Here is a 21,011-nt window from a genome sequence, read left to right as displayed (position 1 = left end):
CCGATTATGGTCGTCAGCGGCAGAGGAAGCCGTCGGGCAGCGGATCGTCGGCGGCGAGCCCGAAGCGATGCTCGCCGGTGATGTGGGCGAGGCCCACGATGTGCGGGCGGATGGCATCGCCCCGGCCCTCGATCGCCATCGCCGTGGCGGTGAAATCGACATCGAGAATGTTGCGGGTGCGGATGGTCTCGCCGGGCGCGATCACCCCGCGCGCCACCAGCTGGGCGAGCCGGGCGGACGAGCCGGTGCCGCAGGGCGAGCGGTCGAACTTGTTGGCCTCCAGCACCACGAGCTGGCGGCTGACGAGGCCATCCGCGTCCTGCTGCGTCGCGTGGAACAGGATGCTGTCGATCGGCTCCACCGCGCCCGGCACCTCGCCGGCCGCGATCATCGCGTTGAGCCGCGCCTTGAGCGCCGCCCCGATCGCCATCGCATGGGAGACGCCGCGCGGCTCCAGCACGATGCCCGCCGCCTCGGCCGGCACCAGCCCGTACCAGTTGCCGCCCCAGACGACATCCGCCGACACGGCGAGGCCGCCGGCCGAAACCGTGACATCGGTCGCGACCACGCGCGCCGGCACGTTCTCGAATGTCACGGCGGCCACGGTACCGCCCCGGCGGGTGACATGCACGGTGACGATCCCGGCCGGCACCTCCAGCGTGAAGCGGCTCTCGCGCTGCCCGGACGGGCCGATCAGTCCCATATGGTCGAGCGTGACGGCGAGGCCGATCGTCGCGTGGCCGCACATTTCGAGATATTTGTAGCTGCCGAGGAAGAAGGCGCCGAAATCGGCCACCCGGCTCTCGGTCATGACCACGCCGACCATCGCCGCATGGCCGCGCGGCTCATGCAGGAGGAAGGTGCGCAGCGGATCGAAACGGGCGCGGAAATCATCCCGCCGCGCCGCGACGCTCTCGCCGTGCAGCACCGGCACACCGCCGGTGACGACGCGGGTCGGGTGCCCCGCGGTGTGGCTGTCGATCGTGGCGATCCAGCGCCGCTCGGCCATGGCCTCGCTCCCCCTCACTGCCCGGCCTTGATGGCGTCGGCGATCTTCTCGCCGGCCATCACGGTGGTGAGCATGGTGTTGCCGCTGATGACCGAGGGCATGATCGAGGCATCGACCACGCGCAGCCCCTCGACGCCGATGACGCGGGCGCGGCTGTCGACCACGGCGCGTGGATCGTCGACACGGCCGATCCGGCAGGTGCCGGAGGCGTGCCAGCTGCCGCAGGCATTCTCGCGGATCCACGCGCGCAGTTGCCCGCGGTCGCCCATCATCTCGCTCGCCTTCAGACCGGGGGTGATGATTTTCTCGATCATCAGTTTGCGCGACAGCGGACCGGTGCCCATGATGCCGGCGGCCATCAGCGTCATGAACCAGTTGGCGCGGCTGACCGCGCCGAGTTTGCGCACGCGCTCGGAGAAGGTGGCGGGGAAGATGTTCTCGATCACCCCGTCCATCGCCGGGTCGTTCACCATGCGCCACAGCCGGTGCATGCCGTCCTCCAGCCGCGCAAGGTCGCGCTCGTCCGACAGCTGGCGGAAATTGACGAAGGGCGCCGTCTGCGCCGACGCGCCGGCCAGCCGCACCTCGCCGGTGGAATAGGGCCGGTTGACGCAGACGATGATGGAGGCGAGCCGCCGGCCGAGCGGATGCCAGGCGGCGCGGTTGGAGGGCAGCACGAACATGTCGCCCGGCGTCGTCTCCGGCAGGCCGGACGTGTAGCGATAGCCCATCTGGATATGCCGGCGCTGGCTGGCCGGCAGGCGGGCGGATTTGGGTAGATAGGCGGCGAAGGCCACCATCGGGTGGTCCTGCAGGTTCTGCCCGACCCCCGGCCGGTCGGCCCGCACCTCGATGCCGAATTCCTTCAGGTGCCCGGCCGGCCCGATGCCCGCGCGCATCAGCTGCGCCGGGGTCTGCAGGGCGCCGGTGGAGAGGATCACCTCGCGCGCCCTCAAGGTCATCGGCCCGCGCGGACCCACCGCCTCCAGCCCCACCACGCGGCGGCCTTCGAACAGCAGTTCGGTCAGCTCGGTCTCGGCGAAGATGGTGAGGTTCGCCCTCGCGCGCACCTCGCGGGTAAGATAGGCGCGGGCGGTGGAGACGCGCTGGCCATCGACATTGTTGATGGTCATCGGGAAGTAGCCGTCGTCGAACACGCCATTATGGTCGGCGATGTTGCGCACGCCCTGCCTGTCCAGCACCTTCGCGACCGTCCTGGCGAAGGGCGACCAGTCCTTTTCCGCGATGCGGCGCACCGGCAGCGGGCCGTGGCTGCCGTGCAGCTGGCTGTCGCCGAAATCGCGATCGGTCTCCAGCTTGCGGAAATAGGGCAGGACATCGTCCCAGCCCCAGCCTTCCGCGCCATCCTCGCGCCAGTGATCATAGTCCCACGGCACGCCGCGGACGGCGAACTGACCGTTGATGGAGGTTCCTCCGCCCATCACCCGCGCCTGCTCGTAGCGTCGCCCTTCCGCGCCCGGCTGCGGGTCGGAGAGGTGAACCTTCAGGTTCTGCCAGTGATAGAAGCGGTTGAAATAGGCGACGATCGGATAGGCATCGAGCGTATCGGCCGGCTCGGCGCCGGGCGGCGTGTCCTTGCCGGCCTCCACCAGCGCCACCTTGAGGTTGGACGCCTCGGAAAGCCGGCTGGCCAGCACGGCACCGGCCGCGCCGCCGCCGACGACGATATAGTCAAAGGAATGCTGGGACATGTTCTCGGTCAGCCGTGATTGAGCCAGACGGTCTTGAAGCGCAGGAAGCCCTCAAGCCCGGCGCGGCCCATCTCCTTGCCGAAACCCGAGCCGGCAAAGCCGCCCTGCGGGGTGGCGAAGTCGGGCTGGCGGCCATGGCCGTTGACCCACACCGTGCCGGCGATGAGACGGGAGGGCAGCGCCATCGCCTTGGCGGCGCTGGTGGTATAAACGCTGGCGGCCAGCGCATAGCTGGGATGGTTGGCCATGGCGATGGCCTCGTCCTCGTCGTCATAGGCATGGACGGACAGGACCGGGCCGAAGAATTCCTCGCGGAAGCCGACCGAACTGTCGGGCACGCCGGCCAGCACGGTCGGCTCGAAATAGGCGCCGCGGTTGAGCCCGGCATAGCGCGAGCCACCCGTCAGCACGCGTGCGCCATCGGCAACCGTCTGTTCGACCATGCGGTCGATCCGCGCCGCCTGCTTTTCACTGATGATCGGCGGCAGCGTGGCGCGGCTGTCCCAGGTGGGGCCCGGCACGCGGGCCTGCGCCAGCGCCACCACGCGCTCGGTCAAATCGTCGAAGATGCGGCGCGGCGCGATGAGGCGGGTGCCGGCGGTGCAGACCTGCCCGGCATTGGCGAGGAAGCCGCCGGCAATGGTGGCCGCGAGCGCGTCGAGATCGTGCGCGTCGTCCATCACCAGCTGGGGCGTCTTGCCGCCCAGCTCCAGCGTCAGCGGCTTGGTGCCGGTCATGGCGGCATCCGCCATCACCCGCGCACCTGTCGCGGAGGAGCCGGTGAAGGTGATCTTTCCGATCAAGGGATGGCGCACCAGCACTGAACCGGTCTCGCCGGCGCCCTGCACCACGTTGAACAGGCCGGCCGGCAGGCCCGCCTCGATCGCCAGTTCCGCGATCATCACCGCCGAGGACGGGGTGAGTTCGGAAGGCTTGAGCACCACGGCGTTGCCGGTGACGAGCGCCGGAGCGGACTTCCAGATGGCGTTGATCGCCGGGAAGTTGAACGGCGCGATGGAGGCGATGACGCCATAGGGCTCGGGCTTCAGAAAGGTCGTGCCGCTATTGGCGCCGGCAATGAGCGTGCCCTCGATCTTGTCGGCCCATTCGGCGAAATAGCGCACGGCGCCCGCCGCCCGGACCAGATCGCGGGTCACGACGTCGGCGATCGGCCGGGTCGTGGTCGCCGCTTCGAGCCGGGCGAGGTCGAGGCGCCGCGCGTCGATGAGGTCGGCCCACGCCTTCAACACCCGCGCCCGCTCGGTCGGCGTGGCGCCGGCCCAGCCGGAGGCGGTGCGGGTGGTGGCGGCGAGGCGCACCGCCTCGTCCACCAGCGCCGCGTCGCCCGCGCGGATGGTGCCGATCGGCGCCCCGTCGGAGGGCCGCACCAGCGCGATGGCCGCGCCGTCGCCAGCGACGCGCCGCCCGCCGATCAGGTGATCGGTGATGGCGGCAACGCCGTTCGGGTCGAAATCATGGGACATGTTAGCCCTCTCCTGAACGCGGATCCTCAGACGCCGGTGAGGCGGAAGCCCTGCTGGAACGGGTCGTTGGGATCGAGGAAGAAGTTGAAGCTGCCGGTGAGGTAGGCCGAGCCGGTGACGGTGCAGCGGATCGCCGGCAGGTCGCCGACACTGGCCTCGCCATGGATCTCGCCGGTGAACACCGTGTCGAGAATGCCGGCATGGCGGAACGTGTCGCCCACGTTCAGCTCGCCCTTGCCGTGCAGCATCGCCATGCGCGAGGCGGTGCCGGTGCCGCAGGGCGAGCGGTCGATCACGGTCGGCGGGCAGACCACGACATTCTTGCCGTCGAAGCGCACGCCATCGCCCTCGCCGATGATCTCGATCTGGTAGATCTCGTTCACATGCGCCAGCGTGGGGTGCTGGACCGGGATGTCCTTGAGGCCGGCGCGCAGTTCCGCGGCCGCGCTCACCAGCGCCCAGGCATTGTCGGTGGTGAGGTCGAGGCCGAGGTCCGGGCCCTTGACGATGAGGTAGAAATCGCCGCCGAAGGCGATGTCGGCGCGCACGGTGCCGAAGCTTTTCGTCTCCACCATCACGTCGCGCTGGTAGAGGAAGCTGAGCGGCATCTCCAGCGTCACGGAGACGGCGCGGCCGTTCTCCACCTTCACCCGCGCCGGCACCACGCCGGCCGGCGTGTCGAGGCGCACCAGCGTCTCGCCTTCCTGCGCGGTGATGTAGCCGGCTTCCACCGCGATGGTGGCGACCGCCATGGCGCAGTGGCCGCACATGGGGGGATAGGTATCCGGCTCAAGAATGAGCATGCCGATATCGGCATCCGGCGAGCAGGCCTCGGTGAGCACGGCGGCCGGCATGTTGAACGAGCCGCGCGGCTCGAACAGCACGAGCTGGCGCAGCCAGTCGCGGCTCATCAGGTCGGCGCGCTTCTCCACCATGGTCTTGCCGCGGATCGGACCGAAGCCGGAGGTGATGAGGCGGAGCGGGCAGCCGGCCGTGTGGGAATCGATGCCCTGGATGATACGGGTGGAACGCATGGTTCACGCAACCTTCTGGATGGCGGCGGCGACATCGGCCTCCGTGAGGATCTTCGCCACGCTGGCCATCTGCGCATCGGTGAAGGGCAGCAGCGGCTCGCGCGGCAGGCCGACCGGCTGGCCGAGGCTGTTCATCGTCGCCTTGATGCCGGCATAGAAGCTGCCGGTCTTGAAGCAGCGATAGATGGCGAACAGAGCCGGCTCCAGAGCATCCGCCGTGGCGCCGTCGCCGCTCGCGCAGGCGTCGAAATAGCGGCGCACAAGGCGGCCGGAGAGCTGGTGCGCCATGGCGACGACGCCGACGACGCCGAGCGGCAGCGAGGAGCGGATCATCGTCTCATAGCCGACGAAGACCGCCAGTTCGCCCTTCACCTTCTGGCACAGCTCGGCCACCTGCTGGATGTCGGCCGAGGAATCCTTGATGGCGACGACGTTCGGCACCTCGGCGAGGCGCGCGACGAGGTCCGGCGTGATGTTGACGCCGATGCGCGCCGGGCTGTTGTACAGCATCACCGGCAGGCCGGTGGCGGCGCAGAGGCGGCGGTAGAAATGCTCGGCCTCGCGCAGGTCCGGCTTGGCATAGACCGGCGGCAGCGCGAGGATACCGTCGCATCCCGTGGCCTCGGCGGCCTTGATCAGCTGCAGCACCACGTCCGTCTGCAGGTCGGAGACGCCCGCCAGCACGGGCACGCGGCCGGCGGCCACCTTCACCGTGGCCTCGAACAGCTTCACCCGCTCCGCGACGCTCATGGCGTAGAATTCGCCGGTCGAGCCGCACACGATGAGACCATCGGCGCCGCTGGCGATATTGGCGTCGGCGAGCGCCTCGAAGCGGGGAAAGTCGATCGCGCCCTCGGGCAGGAAGGGGGTAACCAGGACGCTGTGAATGCCCTGCCAACTGGTCTTCGTCATGTCTCGTCTCAGCGGTTGAAGCGTGAAGTGCGGATGGACCGGGCCGTGGCGCGGACGCCGCGAGAGGCGCGCGCGCGGAAAGGCGGGTCCTGCGTGGATCGCGGCCGGCTCTCGTCCGGCCGGTAGCGTCAGGTTGACAGCAGCGGCCGCATGAGTTCGGCCGTGGCGTGGAAGCGGTTCACGAAGGTGCGCACCCGCTCGTTTTCCGGATGAAGCAGCACTTGCTGCGGCGTGCCCTGCGCGGCGATGGCGCCCTGGTCGAGGAACACGACCCGCGTGGCGACTTCGAGCGCGAAACCCAGTTCGTGCGTCACCACCAGCATGGTCATGCCCTCGCGGGCGAGCGTGATCATGGTGTTCAGCACCTCGCCGACCAGCTCGGGATCGAGCGCCGAGGTCGGCTCGTCGAACAGCATCATGGCGGGGCGCATGTTGAGCGCGCGGGCGATCGAGACGCGCTGTTTCTGCCCGCCCGAGAGCCGGGTCGGCATGCGGTCGGCGAAATCGGCCATGCCGACCTTCGCCAGCAGGTCCATCGCCCGCTCCCGGTTGGTGCGCTCGTCCTCGCCCAGCACCGTGCGCGGCCCCTCCATCACATTGGCGAGCACGTTCATGTGCGGAAACAGGTTGAACTGCTGGAACACCATGCCCACGCGGCTGCGCATCGCCCAGATGTCGCGACCCTTGAGACGGGCATTGTCGCGCCCGTCCGGCGTGCGGTCGAAGATCGGCTCCCCGGCAATGGCGATGCGGCCCGAGGTCGGCTGGTCGAGCAGGTTGACGCAGCGCAGCAGCGTGGTCTTGCCCGAGCCGGAGGAGCCGAGCAGCGCCACCACCTCGCCCGGGCGCACGTCAAGGTCGATGCCCTTGAGCACCTCATGCGAGCCGAAGCACTTGCGGATATCGCGGAGTTCGACGAGCGGGTCTGCGGTGGACTGAACGGGGATCATGTCGCGGGGCCCTTCTCAGTGGTTGCGCAGTTCGAGCCGGCGGGCGAGATAGTTCGACGGCACCAGGATGATCAGGAAGATGATGCCGACCGCCGTGTAGACTTCCATCGGCCGGTACGTGAAGGACGAGATGTAGCTCGCCTGATAAAGCAGATCCGGAATGGTGATGACCGACAGGAGCGTCGTGTTCTTCATCTGGATGATGGTCTGCCCGGCCAGCGGCGGGATCATCTGGCGGAAGGCCTGCGGCAGGATGATGCGATACATGGCCTGCAGCGGCGACATGCCCAGCGCCTTGGCCGCATCCCCCTGCCCGTGGTCGAGCGCCTGAATGCCCGCCCGCAGGATCTCGGCATAATAGGCCGCGCCATAGAGGCTGAGCGCGAGGATGCCGGCCGCCTCGCGGCTGATCCGGATCCCGGCGAAGATCGGCAGGGCGTAGTAGCTCCACAGCAGCCAGACCAAGAGCGGCACGTTGCGGAAGAACTCGACGAACAGCATCCCGGCCATCCGCGTGACGCGCAGCGGCGAGAGCTGGGCCAGCGCGATCACCAGACCGATGACGAGCCCCAACAGGCAGGCAATCACCGTATAGCGCAGGGTGACGAGCAGTCCCCAGCCGAGCAGATCGAGATTCTGGGTGATAACTGACCAGTCGAACACGGTGATGGGACCTTCTGGATCGGACGGGAGAAAAAGCCGGGCGCGGCGTCGTCAGGGGCCGCGCCCGGCCGTCGGCGTCAGAAGCTGAATTCGGGCGGCAGCATGGACAGGTCGATGCCGTGCTTCTCGAAGGCCTGCTGCAGCTTGCCCTGGGCAAGGCCGAGGGCGCGCTGCTGGTTGACCCAGTTGGTCAGCCAGTTCTCGTAGCCCTCATTGCCCTCCTCGCGGCGCACGCCGATCGTGGCGGGGTTGCGCAGCATCGGGGTAGGCAGCGTGATCTGGCCCTTGATCTGCTTGGCGATCTCGACGGCGTCGAAGACGGCGACGATCATCACGTCGGCGCGGCCGGACTGCAGTTCCATCACGCCGAGCGGACGATCCTCGACCGGGGTGATGGTGGCCTTCGGGGTCAGCGCTTCCGCCACGACTTGCATGGTGCCGCCCTTCTGCACGACAATGCGTACCGACGGGTCGTTGAGCTCCTTCCAGGTGGTCTTGGTGAAGCCCGGCTTGGTGACGATCGCCCAGGCATCCGTGAACAGCGGCACGCTGAGATAGTCGACCACGAGCCCGCGCTTGGGATTGGGGTTGAGGCCGAAGGCGATGTCGATCTTGTTGGCCTGGAAGTCGGCGGCGAGGTTGCCCCAGGTGGTTTCCACCGGAACCGCCTTCACGCCGAGAATGGTGGCGATGTCGTTGGCCCATTCCATGTAGAACCCGCCCCAGGCGCCGGTCGCGCGATCACGGATATAGCCGGGCTCCTCGCCCACCATGACCGGCACGCGCAGTTCGCCGCTCTTGCGGATGCGGTCGAGCACCAGATTGGGATCGGCGGCCATGGCCTGGTAGCTCGACAGCGCCATGATCACGAAAGCCGCCACCGCCATGACGAGGCGATGAAGCGAGAAGCGGGCCGTCGATTGCGGCCGGACAGTTGCGAGGCTGAGCATCGGTGTTCCCTGGTTTGTCGGTTTCTTGGGGGTCGAGACGTTCGGGGGTCGAAAAGTCGCGGGGGTCGAAAAGTCGCGGGGGCGCGGCCCCCTATCGCAGGAAGCCGCTGCCCAGGGGGTCGCCCGCTTCCTGAATGAGCGTGGCCATGCCCTTGAGATGCGCGCGTCCGGTGATCCGGGTCGTGACGGCCACGGCACCACCGGCGCCGTGGGTCGCGGCGGAAACCTCGCCGGTGAGCCGCCCGCCGAACAGGCTGACGGCGTCGAGCCGCGTGCCGGGCGCCGCCTTACCCCGCGCCGTGTTGAGCGCGAGCAGGCAGGCGAGGCCGGCAACACCGGGCGAACGGTCGAACTTCTGGCGGTCGATCGCCAGGAACTGGCGCGACATGCCGGCCTCGTCCGGCCCAAAGAACAGGACGGACTCGACGGCCGGCTGCATCCCATGCCGGCGCGGCAGGGTCTCGTTGAGCTGGCTGCGCAGCCCCGCGCCGATGGCGAGCAGGCTCTCGATCTCATGAACCGTGAGCGCCACGCCATCGGCCTCGGCGTCGATCAGCGCATAGCAGCCGCCGCACAGCACGATGGCGACGTTGAACACGCGCCCGCCCAGCACGACCGCGCGGCCCGGCTCGACGACGATGGCCGGGGGCATGTCGAGCGCGATCGCCTCGGCATCGCCCTCCACGCCCACCTGCACGGTGAGGATGCTGTCGGGCACCTCGATGGTGAAGCGGGGGGTGTGGGAGAGCCGCCCGAGCGCCCGCAGCGCGGCGGTGTAGCCCATCACCGCGTGGCCGCAGAAGCCGGGATAGCCATAGGACGAAATGAAGAACGCGCCGAAATCGGCCGCCGTGGACGACACCGGCACCAGGCCGAAGGCGCCGGAATGGCCGCGCGGCTCATGCAGCAGCATGGGGCGCAGCGCGTCGTAGCGCTCCGCGAACTGGCGCGCCTTGCCGGCGACGGTCTCGGCATCGAGCCCTTCCAGCGGCTCGATCAGGATATGGGTGGGATGGCCCTCGGTATGGGTCTCGATCACCCGGAAGGTGCGTGCACCCTCGGGCAGTTCGAGGCTCAGCGCGCCCTCCCCCAGCCCGGCGCCGAGACCCAGCCGACGGTCGCTCTTCTCGAAGCTCATGGCCGAGAGGCGGCTGCTATCGGTGTTGATCCACAAGACCTTGGCCGGCACGGTGCCGGGGTTGCGCCAGCGATGGGCGATGCGGCTGTTGAAATAAGCCCCGTCGCCCGGACCCAGCACCTCGACGTCCCGATCGGCCAGCGCCAGTTCGAGCGCGCCTTCCAGCACGTAGATGAGTTCCTCGCCCTCATGGGCATAGAAACCGTCGCTCTCGCGGTCGGGATCGATCGTCCAGACCTCGGCGTCCATCAGGCGCTGCGAGACGGTGAGCTGCTCGATCGCCACGCCCGGCCCGAACGAGCCGACGATGCGCCCCTGGCCGCGCCGAACCACGGGAAAATCGCGCCCCTTGGTGCCGCCCAGAAGCTCGGCCAGCGTGCGGCCGAACACTTCCGCCAGCGCGTTCAGCCGGGCCGGCGAGAGAAAGGCGACGCCACGCTCGAACATGCTCAGATGCGAGGTGGCGATGTCCGTGCGCTCCGACACTTCGCGCAGCGAGAGCCCGGCCTCCTGCCGCAGGCTGCGCACCCGTGCGCCCAGATTGTTGAAGGCGACGACGGATGCCGCCTCCTCGTCCGCCGCGGCGGGGGGCGCCTGTTCTTCCTCGCTGTCGAGCAGCCGGCGGATGACCGACAGGCTTTGCCCGTCGACCCGGCGCATGCGGTCGATGCGCCGCACCCGGTCGATATGCGCCTCGCCATAGGAGCGGTGGCCGCTCTCCGATTTCTGCGGCGACAGCAGCCCCTGGCCTTCCCACGAGCGCAGCGTCGAGACCGGAATGCCCGTGACCTTCGCCACATGACCGATCGAGAAGGGAAAGCGATTATCGGCTGTCTTGGCCATTCTCAATCTACATATGAGTTGTAGAAATCACGAACATATGTGGACGATATGTCGATTTATTGAACACGTCAACGCGCCATTCCCGTCCCGCTGATTTTTCCGCGGCGGGGTGGTGGATGGGGCTGTCGGCTGGGAACGGGAAACGGGAAACGTCCGGCGGCGCGTGGCCGCATCCGGCCGCAGGGGGACGACGCGGCAGGATGCGGCGCGGCTATCCGGCGGCTATCCGGCGCTTCCCGGCTTGTTTGCCGGCAGTGCAGGCCTGGCAACGCAAGCCTGGCAACGCAAGCTTGGCAACGCGCCGGCACCGTGAGGCGGGTTCCCCACGAGGGGACGTGAACCGAATGATGACGAAGAGCAGAGAAGTGTCGCCCGCCATATGCGACCTTGTCTGACGACACTGGGAGGACAGGTGGCATGCTGCGTGGTGATATCGGCAAGAACATTACCCGATACGTCGATCCGTTTCGCATCACCAAGGGCGCGGACTTTCGCCTCAAGGACCACGATCCCGGCGAAACCCTGGGCCTCAAGATGGACAAGTCGGAGGCCGCCGAGTTGCTGGCGACCGGCTCCGAATGGCTCGCGAAGGAGCAGGAGATGCTCTACGCGCAGGGCAATCGCTCGGTGCTGATCCTGTTCCAGGCCATGGACGCGGCCGGCAAGGACAGCACGATCAAGCACGTCATGTCGCGGATCAATCCGCAGGGCTGCGACGTCGTCTCGTTCAAGCAGCCTTCGGCCGAAGAACTCTCGCATGATTTCATGTGGCGCTACGCGACGCATGTGCCGGCGCGCGGGCGGATCGGCATCTTCAACCGCTCCTATTACGAGGAAACGCTGGTCGTGCGCGTGCACGAGGCCCTGCTTGAAAAGCAGAAGCTGCCGCCCGAATTCGTCGGCAAGCGCATCTGGGACGAGCGACTGGCCGATATTGCCCGCTTCGAGGATTACTGGACGCGACAGGGCGTTCTCGTCCTCAAGTTCTTCCTCAACCTGTCGCCCGCCGAGCAGAAGAAGCGCTTCCTGGAGCGGCTCGACAACCCGGAGAAGAACTGGAAATTCTCGCCCTCCGACATTGCCGAACGCCGCTACTGGGACGATTACATGCACGCCTATGAGGAGGCCATCCGCGCCACGGCCTCCAAGGCGGCGCCGTGGTACGTGGTGCCGGCGGACAGTAAATGGTTCACCCGCCTCATCGTCGCCGCGGCCATCGTCGAGGCGATCGACAAGCTGGACCTTGCCTATCCCGTCGCTCCCGCGCTGCTGCAACAGCAGCTCGCCGCGGCGCGCGCCGAACTGGCGGCGGAAGAATGACAGACGCGCGGCAGCGGCAGGAGCCACATGCCGGCCGCGGTCACGCCCGGATCGATGCCATGCGACGGCTCAAGCGAGCGAAACATCACCATGGCGGGCGGTCGCCTATCGTCTCCGGCGCGGCGGATAGCAGCGCGGCCGCGAGGGCAAGGCCAAGAGCGAGGCCAAGAGCGAGGCCAAGGGCCGGGGCGACGGCGAGGGAACGCATGGTGGGGGCTTCGGAACAAGTGAACGAGTAAACAGCCATCGCGCGCGCCCTCAGGTGCATGCGCTCAGGTGCACGCGCTCAGGAACAGCGTCGGCCCGAGCGTGAGCACGATCTTCGCCAGCGCGGAGACCAGCGTGCCGATGATGATCCAGTGCAGGAAGACGCCGGTACGGCCGAAGGACGGGTTGGGCCCGCGCAGGGCCTGCACGCGCCATAGCCCGGCGATCGCCGCGATATGGATGATCAGCGCCGCAGCAAGGCTCAGGCGGAGGGTGCCGGCGCTCCAGCCGAAGGCGCAGCCCACGGAATGGAGCACGTAGACGACCACCAGCGCGCTGAACCAGAGGCAGAAGCCCGGCGCCAGCCACAGGATCTGGCGGGCCGGCGCGCGGCGAGCGCCCGTCTCGCCCCCCACAGGCGTTTTGCTCCCCACAGGCGTTTTGCCCTCGGCAGACGTCTCGCGTGAAGAGCCTGTCGTCACGGCCGCATCCCCAGCATCGTCACCAGCGCCGGCAGCGCCAGCACAAGGCCGATCGCCAGCGCGCCGGTGATCGCGGTGTAGTCGATCCACAGCCGGGTCAGGTGCAGGTCGATCGCGCGCCGGGGCGAGGCATGGCCGGAGGCCAGCCGCAGGGTGGCGGTGAGCAGGAAGAGCAGCCCGATTCCGGCGTGAACGACCACGAAGGTCAGCAAGGCCGCCGCCGTCGCGCCCAGCGCGTGCGCGGTCGGGTGCGGCGCGAGGCCGGCGATCAGCACCACCATCGCGCCGATGACCGCCAGCAGCGCGAGGGCCGCCAGCGCCATCCACAGACGCGGCGCGCGTCGGCCGACAAGCGCATGCAGGGCGGCGCGGGCGAACAGCGCCGAGATGCCAAGCACGGCCATGGCGGCCAGCGCCAGCGCGAGATCGGTATCGGGCACCGCATCGGGCGGCCAGTTCGGCGCGGAGATCCAGAGAAACAGCAGCCCGAACACCAGCGAGGTGAACAGCGTGGCATCGGCCACCAGCGTGAAGACCAGCGCCCACCAGGCCGGCGGATGGGCGGCTTCCGTGTGCACCGGCAGGCTCACGCCGCGGCCGATGGGCAGCCGCCCGTAATCCCGGTCAAAACCCGCCATGCGGGCGGCGAGGACGAACAGGGCGATCGTCACCGCCGCCATGAGGGCGGTCAGCCAATAGAGCTTGGCCAGCATGGACAGCACGGCCGCCGCCGTGGCGAGTGCCGTCCACAGCGGCAGGTAGGTCGTCCGCGGCAGCACGATGAGCTGTTCCGGCTCGCCGGTCGTCATGTGCACGCCCAGCGTCTCCTGCCAGCCATGGCGGGTGAAGCCGAGATAGCCCTCGCCGCGCGCCAGCGCCGGGGCGACCTCGCCCACCGCGACGCGGTCGGCCCGGGTCTCGACATGCGGGATCGAGGCGAAGCCATAGGGCGCCGGCGGAATCGGCATCGCCCATTCCAGCGTCGCGGCCTTCCAGGGGTCGCGGCGCACGCGGCGGCCGAAGCGGATCTGCGCGAGGAGGTCGATCACCGCCAGCGCGAAGCCGATGGTCATGATGAAGCCGCCCACCGAGGAGAGCAGGTTGAGCCAGGTCCAGCTCTCGACATCGGGGTAGGTGTAGATGCGCCGGGGCATGCCGAGCAGGCCGACCAGATGCATCAGGAAGAACGTCATGTTGAAGCCGACGAAGATCAGCCAGAAGGCCGGCACCGACAGCCGGTACACCGCCACCCGCCCGGTGAGCAGCGGCAGCCAGTAATAGAGCGCGCCGAACAGCGGGAAGGCGATGGAGCCCGCCATGACGTAATGGAAATGCGCGACGACGAAATAGGTGTCGTGCGCCTGCCAGTCGAACGGCACGATGGCCAGCATCACCCCGGTGAGCCCGCCCATCACGAAGGTGGAGAAGAAGCCGAAGACATAGAGCATCGGCACGTTCCAGCGCGGCTTGCCCTGCGCCAGCGTGGCCAGCCAGGCGAAGATCTGCACCGCCGTCGGCACCGCGACAATCGCCGATCCGGTGGAAAAGAAGGCGAGCGCCAGATGGGGAATGCCCACCGTGAACATGTGGTGCACCCAGATGCCGAAACTGGCGAAGGCGAGGCCGATGATCGCCACCACGATGGCGCGGTAGCCGACCAGCACCGTGCCGGCGAGCACCGGGATCATGGTCGACAGCAACCCGGCCATGGGCAGGAAGATGATGTAGACGTCCGGGTGGCCGAACAGCCAGAACAGGTGCTGCCACAGCAGCGGGTCGCCCCCGCGCGTCGGATCGAAGAACGGCAGGCCGAAGGCCCGCTCGCTCTCCAGCAGGATCGAGCCGAGGATCAGCGGCGGGAAGGCGAGGATCATCATCAGCGCGGTGACGAGCATGTACCAGCCGAAGATCGGCATCCGGTCCAGCGACATGCCCGGCGCGCGCATGATGAGGATGGAAACGATGATCTCCACCGCCAGCGTCAACGCCGATATCTCGACGAAGGTCACGCCCAGCAGCCAGACATCGGCATTGATGCCGGGCGTGTACACGTTCGAGGAGAGCGGCGTGTACATGAACCAGCCGCTGTCGGGCGCCACGCCGGCCAGCAGCGACACCGTGAGGATGGTGCCACCGAACAGGTAGCACCAGTAGCCATAGGCGGTCAGCCGGGGGAAGGCGAAGTCGCGCGTGCCGAGGATTTTCGGCGTGAGATAGACCGCGATTCCCTCCAGCATCGGAATGGCGAACAGGAACAGCATGATCGAGCCATGCATGGTGAAGACCTGATTATAGGTCCCCGGCTCCATGAAGGTCGCCATCGGCGTCGCCAGTTGGACCCGCGTCAGCATGCCGAGCACGCCGCCGATCGCGAAGAAGACCAGCGCCGTCACCATGAAGCGGATGCCGAGCACCGAATGGTTCACCGCCGCCAGCCGCTGCCATCCGGGGCCGGTCTTCCAGATCTCGGTGAGCTGCCGGTGCAGGCTCAGCGCCGCGCCGGCCGAAGCGGCGGGCGGCGAGGCGCCGGAGGTCGCGGTGTCATCCTGCGAGGAACTCATGGCTGCACCTTCCCGGCGGCGGCCGCGGCGAGGGCGGCCGGGAACTCCGCTGCCGGATGAACGATCACGTCGAAGCGCATGCCGGTATGGCCCAGGCCGCAGAACTCGTTGCACAGGCCCTGATAGGTGCCGGGCCGGTCCGCCTCGATGCTCAGCACATTGGCATGGCCGGGCACGGCGTCGATCTTGCCGGCCAGCCGGGGAATCCAGAAGGCGTGGATGACATCCGCGCTGGTCACGACCACATCCACCGGCGTGCCGGCCGGAAGGTGCAGCACGCCCGGGGTTTCCGCGCCGCCGCCGTCGGGATAGCGGAAGGTCCATTCCCACTGCCGGGCCTCCGCCTCGATCCGCATCGGATCGGCCGCGAGGCGCGGGAGCAGCCGCTCGCCGGTCAGCAGCGCGAAGACGAGGAGCGGCGTCAGCACGATCGCCGGCAGGACCAGGCCGCCCAGCACGATCCAGCGCGCCGGCGATATCCGGCGCGCCCAGTCGGGACGCAGCATCACCAGGGCGAACAGCCCCATGACCAGCGCGAACAGCGCGGTGGCACCGGCCAGCATGACCCACCACAGGCTGGCGATGGAGCCGGCCGCCGGGCCGGCAGGGGCGAGCGTGGACAGCGGGCCGGTACAGCCGGCCAGCATTCCCGCCATCGCGGGCAGGCTCAGCATGCGGATCCGGCCATGGACGGCCGGGCGCCGCGGGTTATGATCGCGCGGAATGATCGGCCTTGGGTCAGGGGAGCGGGCGGCGTGGCAATGAACCGGAAAAAGCGCGCCGCGCCGCGCAAGAGCCCCGTCATGCTCGAACTGCTGGAACTCGACACCGGCTCGGCCGTCGCGCTGGTCGGCCACCCGATCCATGTGATGATGGTCCATTTTCCGGTGGCCTTCGTCATCGCGACCCTGGGCATCGATGTCGTCTACTGGTGGTCGGGGGATGATTTCTGGCTGCGGGCCGGCGTGTGGTCGGCCGGCGTCACCTTCTGGACCGGCATTGCGGCCAGCCTTGCCGGCACCGGTGAATTGCTGCTGGTGCGGGGCATCCGCGCGCGGGAGGCCAGCTGGTCCCATGCCATCGCGGCCATGACGCTGGTCGCCATGTCCGGGGCGAACTGGGGCCTGCGGCTGGACTATCCGCAATCCGTCCTGCCGCACGGGCTCGCCCTCTCGGCACTCGCCGCGGCGATGGCGGGCTTCGCGGGCTGGCATGGCGGCAAGCTGGTCTTCGATCATGGCATCGGAATTCTGGTGTCGGCGAAGAAGTGACCGAGCCCGCCGGGCGAGAACAGTTCCGTCGCGAACTGGTTGGAATCGATCGGCGGCTTGGCGAGCACCACCCAGAGGATGGCCGTGATCAGCACGAGATAGGAGAGCGTGAGCGACACGAAGGCGACGCGCCCGAAGCGCCGGCCCGGCTCGAACAGATGCCCGAGCACCAGCCCGGCGACGACGTGCAGCATCGCCATGAGCCCGACCAGCACCATTTTCAGCGAGAACCATTCCAGGAAGGTGGTCTGCAGGAAGATGAGCGCGGTCCCGGTGCCGATGGCGATGAACGCCGCTGGCGAGGTGATTTCGACATAGATGAAGCGGGTGAAGCGGTGCAGCCGGTCCAGCTCCGGCCCGGGCTCGAGGCCGCGCCGCTGCCAGAACAGGAAAGGCAGCACGATCAATCCGGCCGACCAGATCGCGATCGTGGCGAGGTGGATGAACTTGAGCAGCGTCGTCATGCCACCGGCCCGACCGGCCGCAGGCTCGACCAGGCCAGCCAGAGGCCGACACCCAGATAGGGCAGCGAGGCCGGCACCCACATGAGCAGCCCGGCCAGTTGCTGGTCGGCGAGGGGGCTCATCCCCCAGGCCTGCGTGCTGGCGACATGGACATCGTAGAGCGCGCGCGGCGCGAACACGATGAGCGCGGCCAGAAGACCCATCTGCGCGACGGTCCCCACCAGCGCGACCAGCGCCGAACCCGCCGGTGTCGCCGGCGCGAGAACCGCCCGCCAGAGCAGGAAGGCGCTGCCCAGCAGCGAGATCTGCATCAGCCAATAGGTCGGCACGGTGGCGAGCCCCCATTCATAGGGAATCGGCATATGCCAGACCCACAGCACCACGCCCTGCAGGCCGACGAGCAGTGAGAGCGGCGGCGACGGCAGGCGGCGCAGCGGGAACGCCAGCGCCAGCAGCGGCGCCACGGCGGCAATCAGCAGCACATGATGCAGCACCCGCGCCGAGAACAGCGCCGAGGACAGCGCGCAGAGCGGGGATACGAAGATCACCACCATCAGCGCCAGCGCCGCCCAGCCGGCGCGAGCATTGGTGCTGCGCCCGCCGGCCAGCGCCACGGCCAGCGCGGCAAGCACCGCCAGCAGAACAGGATCGAGATTCCACCGTGCCAGCAGGTCGTCCGGAACGGCGGCGGGTCCGCAATAGGCGATGGAGAAACTATCTGGCATGACCGTCCCGCTGCCGGCGTCTGGCTGGAATGTTTCAATTGAATTGATAGCGGCTTCATCGCCGTGGCGCCAGATGTCGAGCCGGCGGGGGCGCGCGCCCTCCCGTGGGCCATCACCGCCGAGCGCTGCCCGTTGCGGGCGCCCGCACTGAATCGGGAATCCGGGAAAAGCGGCAGCCGGGCAGGCAAGACGGCCCGTGCCCGGAACAGGCCCGCCCGGGGCGGCGGGCGCGGCCGGCCTCGGCCTCGCGCGGAGAGTGGAGAGTGGAGAATACCAGCCGGCGGCGATCGCTGTCGCCGGCTGGTGCGAGGGTCCGGATCAGTCGCCGTAGCCGACAATGCCCTTGATCTCGAGGAAGTCGTGCAGGCCGAAATCGGCATATTCGCGCCCGTTGCCGGACTGCTTGTAACCGCCGAACGGCGCGAACAGGTCCCAGTCCGGATAGTTCAGATAGACCGAGCCGGCCCGCAGCTTGCGCGCGACGCGGCGCGCTTCGGCGATATCCGTGCCCTGCACATAGGCGGCGAGGCCATAGGGCGTGTCATTGGCGATCGCGATGGCCTGGTCGAGCGTGTCGTAAGGAATGATCGCCAGCACCGGGCCGAAGATCTCCTCGCGCTCGATGCGCATACCGGGCTTCACGTCGCCGAACACGGTGGGCTTCACGTAATAGCCGGTCTCCAGCCCTTCCGGCTTGCCCGTGCCACCGATCACCAGCGTCGCGCCTTCGTCGATGCCGGCCTGGATCAGGCCCTGCACCTTGGCGAACTGCACGTCGCTGACCAGCGGGCCGATCTGCGTCTCCACATCGGTCGGCGCGCCGACGCGCAGCGGCTCGGCGGTGCGCCGCGCGATGGCGAGCGCTTCCGCCTGGCGATCGGCCGGCACCAGCATGCGGGTCGGCGCGTCGCAGGACTGACCGGTATTGGAGAAGCAGGCCTTCACCCCCTCCGACACCGCGACCTCGAGGTCCGCATCGGGAAGCACGATATTGGCCGACTTGCCGCCCAGCTCCTGCGCGACGCGCTTCACCGTCGCGGCGGCGTTGCGCGCCACATCGATGCCGGCGCGGGTGGAGCCGGTGAAGGACACCATGTCGATATCGGGATGCGAGGACAGCGCGGCGCCCACTTCCGGCCCGGTGCCGTTGACAAGATTGAACACGCCCTTCGGCAGGCCGATCTCATGCAGGATCTCGGCGAAGACGATGCCGGAGACCGGGGCGATCTCGGACGGCTTCAGCACCATGGTGCAACCGGCGGCGATGGCGGGCGCCACCTTGCACATGATCTGGTTGAGCGGCCAGTTCCACGGGGTGATCAGCCCGACCACGCCGACCGGCTCATGGGTGACGCGGGTGGTGCCGCGCGTCTCGTCGAATTCGAAGCGCCGGAAGGCCTCGATGGTCGCCTTCAGATGGCCGAGGCCGGCATAGGCCTGCGAGTCGCGGGCGCGGGCGATGGGCGAGCCCATTTCGCGGCTGATCGCCTGGGCGACATCCTCGTAGCGGCGTTCATAGACCTCCAGCAGGCGCTCCAGAAGCGCGAGGCGCTCCTCCTTGGAGGTGAACTGGAAGCTCGCGAACGCCGCGCGGGCCGCCGCCACCGCACGGTCGACATCCGCCTGCGTGCCGAGCGAAATGGTGGCGAACACCTGTTCCGTCGCGGGATCGACGACGCCGAGCGGCCGGCTCTCGATCGGGTCGACGAAGGCGCCGTCAATATAGAATTTCTGCATATTGGGGGTCATGCGGATCTCGTTTCTTGTCGCGAGGAAGGCGTGGGTCAGATGCCGAGCGCGTTGCGCGCGCGACCATAGGCGATGCGGATGGCCGCGCCGATCGGCCAGAGGCCGTGGAACGGATAGGTCGTGAACGGGCGTACCGGCATGTCCAGCGCGGGCTCGGGCGTGCCGGTGGCCCAGCGCGCCAGTTCCCCGCCCATCGCCGTCGCCATGGCGACGCCCCGTCCATTATAGCCGATGCAGGCGACAAGTCCCGGCGCGGGCGCGGCGATGACGGGATAATGGTCCGTGGTAATGCCGAGCTGGCCATTCCAGCCATGGCTCCACCTGACATCGGCGAGAAACGGCCAGAGCCGTTGCGTGTAGCGCCTGAGGTCCGGGAACGGCGCGGGGCCGTGCAACGGCCGCAGCCGGCTGCGCCCGCCCATGAGCAGCCGGTTATCCGCATCCAGCCGGTAATAGACGGTGATCGATTCGTGCTCGTACAGCACATGGCGCCCCGGCAGGATGCGCGCCGCGTCCCGCTCCGCCAGCGGCTCGGAGGCGATGATGCCGCTGAACACCGGCACCACCGCGCGCTTCAGCCCGGGCCAGAGATCATCGGTATAGCCATTGGTGCCAAGGATGACGCGCGCCGCGCGGATCTGCCCGGTGGGGGTGGCGAGGATCCAGCCATCCGCCATTCGCGCCAGCGAGAGCGCCGGCGTGTGGGGGAACAGGCGGGCCCCCGCCCCCGCCGCCGCGCGGGCGAGGCCCCGGCTATAGGCGAGCGGATTGAGCGAGCCGCCGCGCCGGTCCAGCGCCGCCGCCGTGTAGCGGGCGGTGCCGGTGGCCTGCGCCACCGCCGCGCGGTCCAGCCACTCCACCGGCATGCCGCGCCGCTGCAACTCCGCCGTGGCCCGTTCGAGAAAGCCGACCGAGCCCGCGCTGAAGGCCGCGCGGACGGTGCCGGTGCGCTGGGCCTCGCAGGCGATGCCGGCCTCGCTTACCAGCTGGAATACCTTGTCCGGCGCGGTGAAGGCGAAGGCGACCATGCGCGCGCCCAGCTCCGGCCCGAAGGCCTTCTCGATCGCGGCCGGCTCGTGCTTGAGGCCCGGATTGACCTGCCCGCCATTGCGACCCGACGCCCCCCAGCCGAAGCCGCGCGCGTCCACCAGCGCGACGCTGACGCCGGCCTTGGCGAGGTGATAGGCGGCGGAGAGCCCGGTAATGCCCCCGCCGACCACGGCGACATCGACCCGCAGGTCGCCGCCCAGTAAGTCACCGTCCAGCCTCTCGCCCGGCACGTCGGGGCCGGCGGTGAGGGCATAGACGGAGTCGGCATCGTGCACATGAGCGCCGGCCCCGGCGCGGTTCCCGGCATTCCCGGCATTCAATGTCATCGCGGAAAGTCTCCAGCTGAACGTTCGGCGGCGGCGCGCAGGGCGCCCCGCAGGATAGTCCGCCCCGTGTGCATCGCGGGGAAATCGCAGCGGGCGGTTGCAGCGGACGGTTGCAGCGGGCGGTTCCTGCACGTCCGTCTTTTGACGGAGCGGCTGGCAGC

General features: G+C 68.7%; 18 protein-coding genes. 2 read left to right on the top strand and 16 right to left on the bottom strand.

The window, feature by feature from the left end:
• Positions 1–13: 13 nt before the first annotated feature.
• From QOZ99_RS13250 to QOZ99_RS13210, 9 genes are all read right to left on the bottom strand, one after another.
• Complete coding sequence (locus QOZ99_RS13250) at positions 14–1,009, bottom strand: proline racemase family protein (RefSeq protein ID WP_306890463.1); 996 nt, start codon at positions 1,007–1,009, stop codon at positions 14–16.
• Between the two features lie 14 nt (positions 1,010–1,023).
• Positions 1,024–2,721, bottom strand: coding sequence for a GMC family oxidoreductase (locus tag QOZ99_RS13245; protein WP_306890462.1), 1,698 nt, complete (start codon positions 2,719–2,721; stop codon positions 1,024–1,026).
• 8 nt (positions 2,722–2,729) lie between these two features.
• Positions 2,730–4,205, bottom strand: coding sequence for an aldehyde dehydrogenase family protein (locus QOZ99_RS13240; RefSeq protein ID WP_306890460.1), 1,476 nt, complete (start codon positions 4,203–4,205; stop codon positions 2,730–2,732).
• 26 nt (positions 4,206–4,231) lie between these two features.
• Positions 4,232–5,239 carry a proline racemase family protein gene (locus QOZ99_RS13235; RefSeq protein ID WP_306890459.1) on the bottom strand — a complete coding sequence of 336 codons (1,008 nt, stop codon included), beginning with the start codon at positions 5,237–5,239 and terminating at the stop codon, positions 4,232–4,234.
• Between the two features lie 3 nt (positions 5,240–5,242).
• Positions 5,243–6,151, bottom strand: a complete 909-nt coding sequence (locus tag QOZ99_RS13230) for a dihydrodipicolinate synthase family protein (RefSeq protein WP_306890458.1) — start codon at positions 6,149–6,151, stop codon at positions 5,243–5,245.
• Positions 6,152–6,279: 128 nt separating this feature from the next.
• The gene (locus tag QOZ99_RS13225) at positions 6,280–7,101 is read right to left on the bottom strand and encodes an amino acid ABC transporter ATP-binding protein (RefSeq protein WP_306890457.1); all 822 of its coding nucleotides are present in this window, start codon (positions 7,099–7,101) and stop codon (positions 6,280–6,282) included.
• A 15-nt stretch (positions 7,102–7,116) separates the two neighbouring features.
• Positions 7,117–7,764: an amino acid ABC transporter permease gene (locus QOZ99_RS13220; protein WP_306890456.1), complete on the bottom strand. Its 648-nt coding sequence runs from the start codon at positions 7,762–7,764 to the stop codon at positions 7,117–7,119.
• Between the two features lie 77 nt (positions 7,765–7,841).
• On the bottom strand, positions 7,842–8,714 hold the full coding sequence (locus QOZ99_RS13215; RefSeq protein WP_306890455.1) for a transporter substrate-binding domain-containing protein: 873 nt from the start codon (positions 8,712–8,714) through the stop codon (positions 7,842–7,844).
• A 91-nt stretch (positions 8,715–8,805) separates the two neighbouring features.
• On the bottom strand, positions 8,806–10,695 hold the full coding sequence (locus tag QOZ99_RS13210) for a proline racemase family protein (protein ID WP_306890454.1): 1,890 nt from the start codon (positions 10,693–10,695) through the stop codon (positions 8,806–8,808).
• Between the two features lie 417 nt (positions 10,696–11,112).
• Here QOZ99_RS13210 and QOZ99_RS13205 point away from each other — a divergent pair, with 417 nt between their 5' ends.
• Entirely contained in the window at positions 11,113–12,015 is a 903-nt protein-coding gene (locus tag QOZ99_RS13205) for a polyphosphate kinase 2 family protein (RefSeq protein WP_306890453.1), read from the top strand.
• Positions 12,016–12,287: 272 nt separating this feature from the next.
• Here the strand turns inward: QOZ99_RS13205 and QOZ99_RS13200 are convergent, their stop codons facing one another.
• The 3 genes from QOZ99_RS13200 to coxB all read right to left on the bottom strand — a co-directional run bounded on the left by QOZ99_RS13200 (position 12,288) and on the right by coxB (position 15,939).
• Entirely contained in the window at positions 12,288–12,638 is a 351-nt protein-coding gene (locus QOZ99_RS13200; protein ID WP_306890452.1) for a hypothetical protein, read from the bottom strand.
• A 62-nt stretch (positions 12,639–12,700) separates the two neighbouring features.
• A complete protein-coding gene (gene ctaD / locus QOZ99_RS13195; protein ID WP_306890451.1) occupies positions 12,701–15,265 on the bottom strand; it encodes a cytochrome c oxidase subunit I in 2,565 nt (854 codons plus the stop codon).
• Positions 15,262–15,939 (bottom strand): cytochrome c oxidase subunit II, encoded by a 678-nt coding sequence (gene coxB / locus QOZ99_RS13190; protein WP_306890450.1) that lies wholly within the window; start codon positions 15,937–15,939, stop codon positions 15,262–15,264. Before coxB ends, ctaD begins: the two co-directional genes overlap by 4 nt.
• Positions 15,940–16,026: 87 nt before the next feature.
• Between coxB and QOZ99_RS13185 the strand changes: the two genes are divergently transcribed.
• A complete protein-coding gene (locus QOZ99_RS13185) occupies positions 16,027–16,536 on the top strand; it encodes a DUF2231 domain-containing protein (protein WP_306890449.1) in 510 nt (169 codons plus the stop codon).
• Here QOZ99_RS13185 and QOZ99_RS13180 read toward each other — a convergent pair.
• From QOZ99_RS13180 to QOZ99_RS13165, 4 genes are all read right to left on the bottom strand, one after another.
• Entirely contained in the window at positions 16,500–17,000 is a 501-nt protein-coding gene (locus tag QOZ99_RS13180) for a HemJ family protein (RefSeq protein WP_306890448.1), read from the bottom strand. The genes QOZ99_RS13185 and QOZ99_RS13180 overlap by 37 nt on opposite strands.
• Positions 16,997–17,725 (bottom strand): cytochrome c oxidase assembly protein, encoded by a 729-nt coding sequence (locus QOZ99_RS13175; protein WP_306890447.1) that lies wholly within the window; start codon positions 17,723–17,725, stop codon positions 16,997–16,999. Before QOZ99_RS13175 ends, QOZ99_RS13180 begins: the two co-directional genes overlap by 4 nt.
• A 318-nt stretch (positions 17,726–18,043) precedes the next feature.
• Positions 18,044–19,474, bottom strand: a complete 1,431-nt coding sequence (locus QOZ99_RS13170; RefSeq protein WP_306890446.1) for an aldehyde dehydrogenase family protein — start codon at positions 19,472–19,474, stop codon at positions 18,044–18,046.
• A gap of 35 nt (positions 19,475–19,509) precedes the next feature.
• On the bottom strand, positions 19,510–20,850 hold the full coding sequence (locus QOZ99_RS13165; RefSeq protein WP_306890445.1) for an NAD(P)/FAD-dependent oxidoreductase: 1,341 nt from the start codon (positions 20,848–20,850) through the stop codon (positions 19,510–19,512).
• Positions 20,851–21,011 lie beyond the last annotated feature (161 nt).

The organism is Ancylobacter amanitiformis, from assembly GCF_030814815.1.
Taxonomy (GTDB): Bacteria; Pseudomonadota; Alphaproteobacteria; order Rhizobiales; family Xanthobacteraceae; genus Ancylobacter; species Ancylobacter amanitiformis.
Note: the sequence above shows the minus strand (reverse complement) of the source record. Positions and strands in the feature narration are given on the sequence as shown.

What these genes read in the sequence shown, in the direction of transcription:
- QOZ99_RS13235 (WP_306890459.1), bottom strand. Translation starts at nt 5,239, where the DNA reads ATGCGTTCCACCCGTATCATCCAGGGCATCGATTCCCACACGGCCGGC.
- QOZ99_RS13175 (WP_306890447.1), bottom strand. Translation starts at nt 17,725, where the DNA reads ATGCCAGATAGTTTCTCCATCGCCTATTGCGGACCCGCCGCCGTTCCG.
- QOZ99_RS13165 (WP_306890445.1), bottom strand. Translation starts at nt 20,850, where the DNA reads ATGACATTGAATGCCGGGAATGCCGGGAACCGCGCCGGGGCCGGCGCT.
- QOZ99_RS13180 (WP_306890448.1), bottom strand. Translation starts at nt 17,000, where the DNA reads ATGACGACGCTGCTCAAGTTCATCCACCTCGCCACGATCGCGATCTGG.
- ctaD (WP_306890451.1), bottom strand. Translation starts at nt 15,265, where the DNA reads ATGAGTTCCTCGCAGGATGACACCGCGACCTCCGGCGCCTCGCCGCCC.
- QOZ99_RS13225 (WP_306890457.1), bottom strand. Translation starts at nt 7,101, where the DNA reads ATGATCCCCGTTCAGTCCACCGCAGACCCGCTCGTCGAACTCCGCGAT.
- coxB (WP_306890450.1), bottom strand. Translation starts at nt 15,939, where the DNA reads ATGCTGAGCCTGCCCGCGATGGCGGGAATGCTGGCCGGCTGTACCGGC.
- QOZ99_RS13170 (WP_306890446.1), bottom strand. Translation starts at nt 19,474, where the DNA reads ATGACCCCCAATATGCAGAAATTCTATATTGACGGCGCCTTCGTCGAC.
- QOZ99_RS13185 (WP_306890449.1), top strand. Translation starts at nt 16,027, where the DNA reads ATGAACCGGAAAAAGCGCGCCGCGCCGCGCAAGAGCCCCGTCATGCTC.
- QOZ99_RS13250 (WP_306890463.1), bottom strand. Translation starts at nt 1,009, where the DNA reads ATGGCCGAGCGGCGCTGGATCGCCACGATCGACAGCCACACCGCGGGG.
- QOZ99_RS13215 (WP_306890455.1), bottom strand. Translation starts at nt 8,714, where the DNA reads ATGCTCAGCCTCGCAACTGTCCGGCCGCAATCGACGGCCCGCTTCTCG.
- QOZ99_RS13245 (WP_306890462.1), bottom strand. Translation starts at nt 2,721, where the DNA reads ATGTCCCAGCATTCCTTTGACTATATCGTCGTCGGCGGCGGCGCGGCC.
- QOZ99_RS13205 (WP_306890453.1), top strand. Translation starts at nt 11,113, where the DNA reads ATGCTGCGTGGTGATATCGGCAAGAACATTACCCGATACGTCGATCCG.
- QOZ99_RS13240 (WP_306890460.1), bottom strand. Translation starts at nt 4,205, where the DNA reads ATGTCCCATGATTTCGACCCGAACGGCGTTGCCGCCATCACCGATCAC.
- QOZ99_RS13230 (WP_306890458.1), bottom strand. Translation starts at nt 6,151, where the DNA reads ATGACGAAGACCAGTTGGCAGGGCATTCACAGCGTCCTGGTTACCCCC.
- QOZ99_RS13210 (WP_306890454.1), bottom strand. Translation starts at nt 10,695, where the DNA reads ATGGCCAAGACAGCCGATAATCGCTTTCCCTTCTCGATCGGTCATGTG.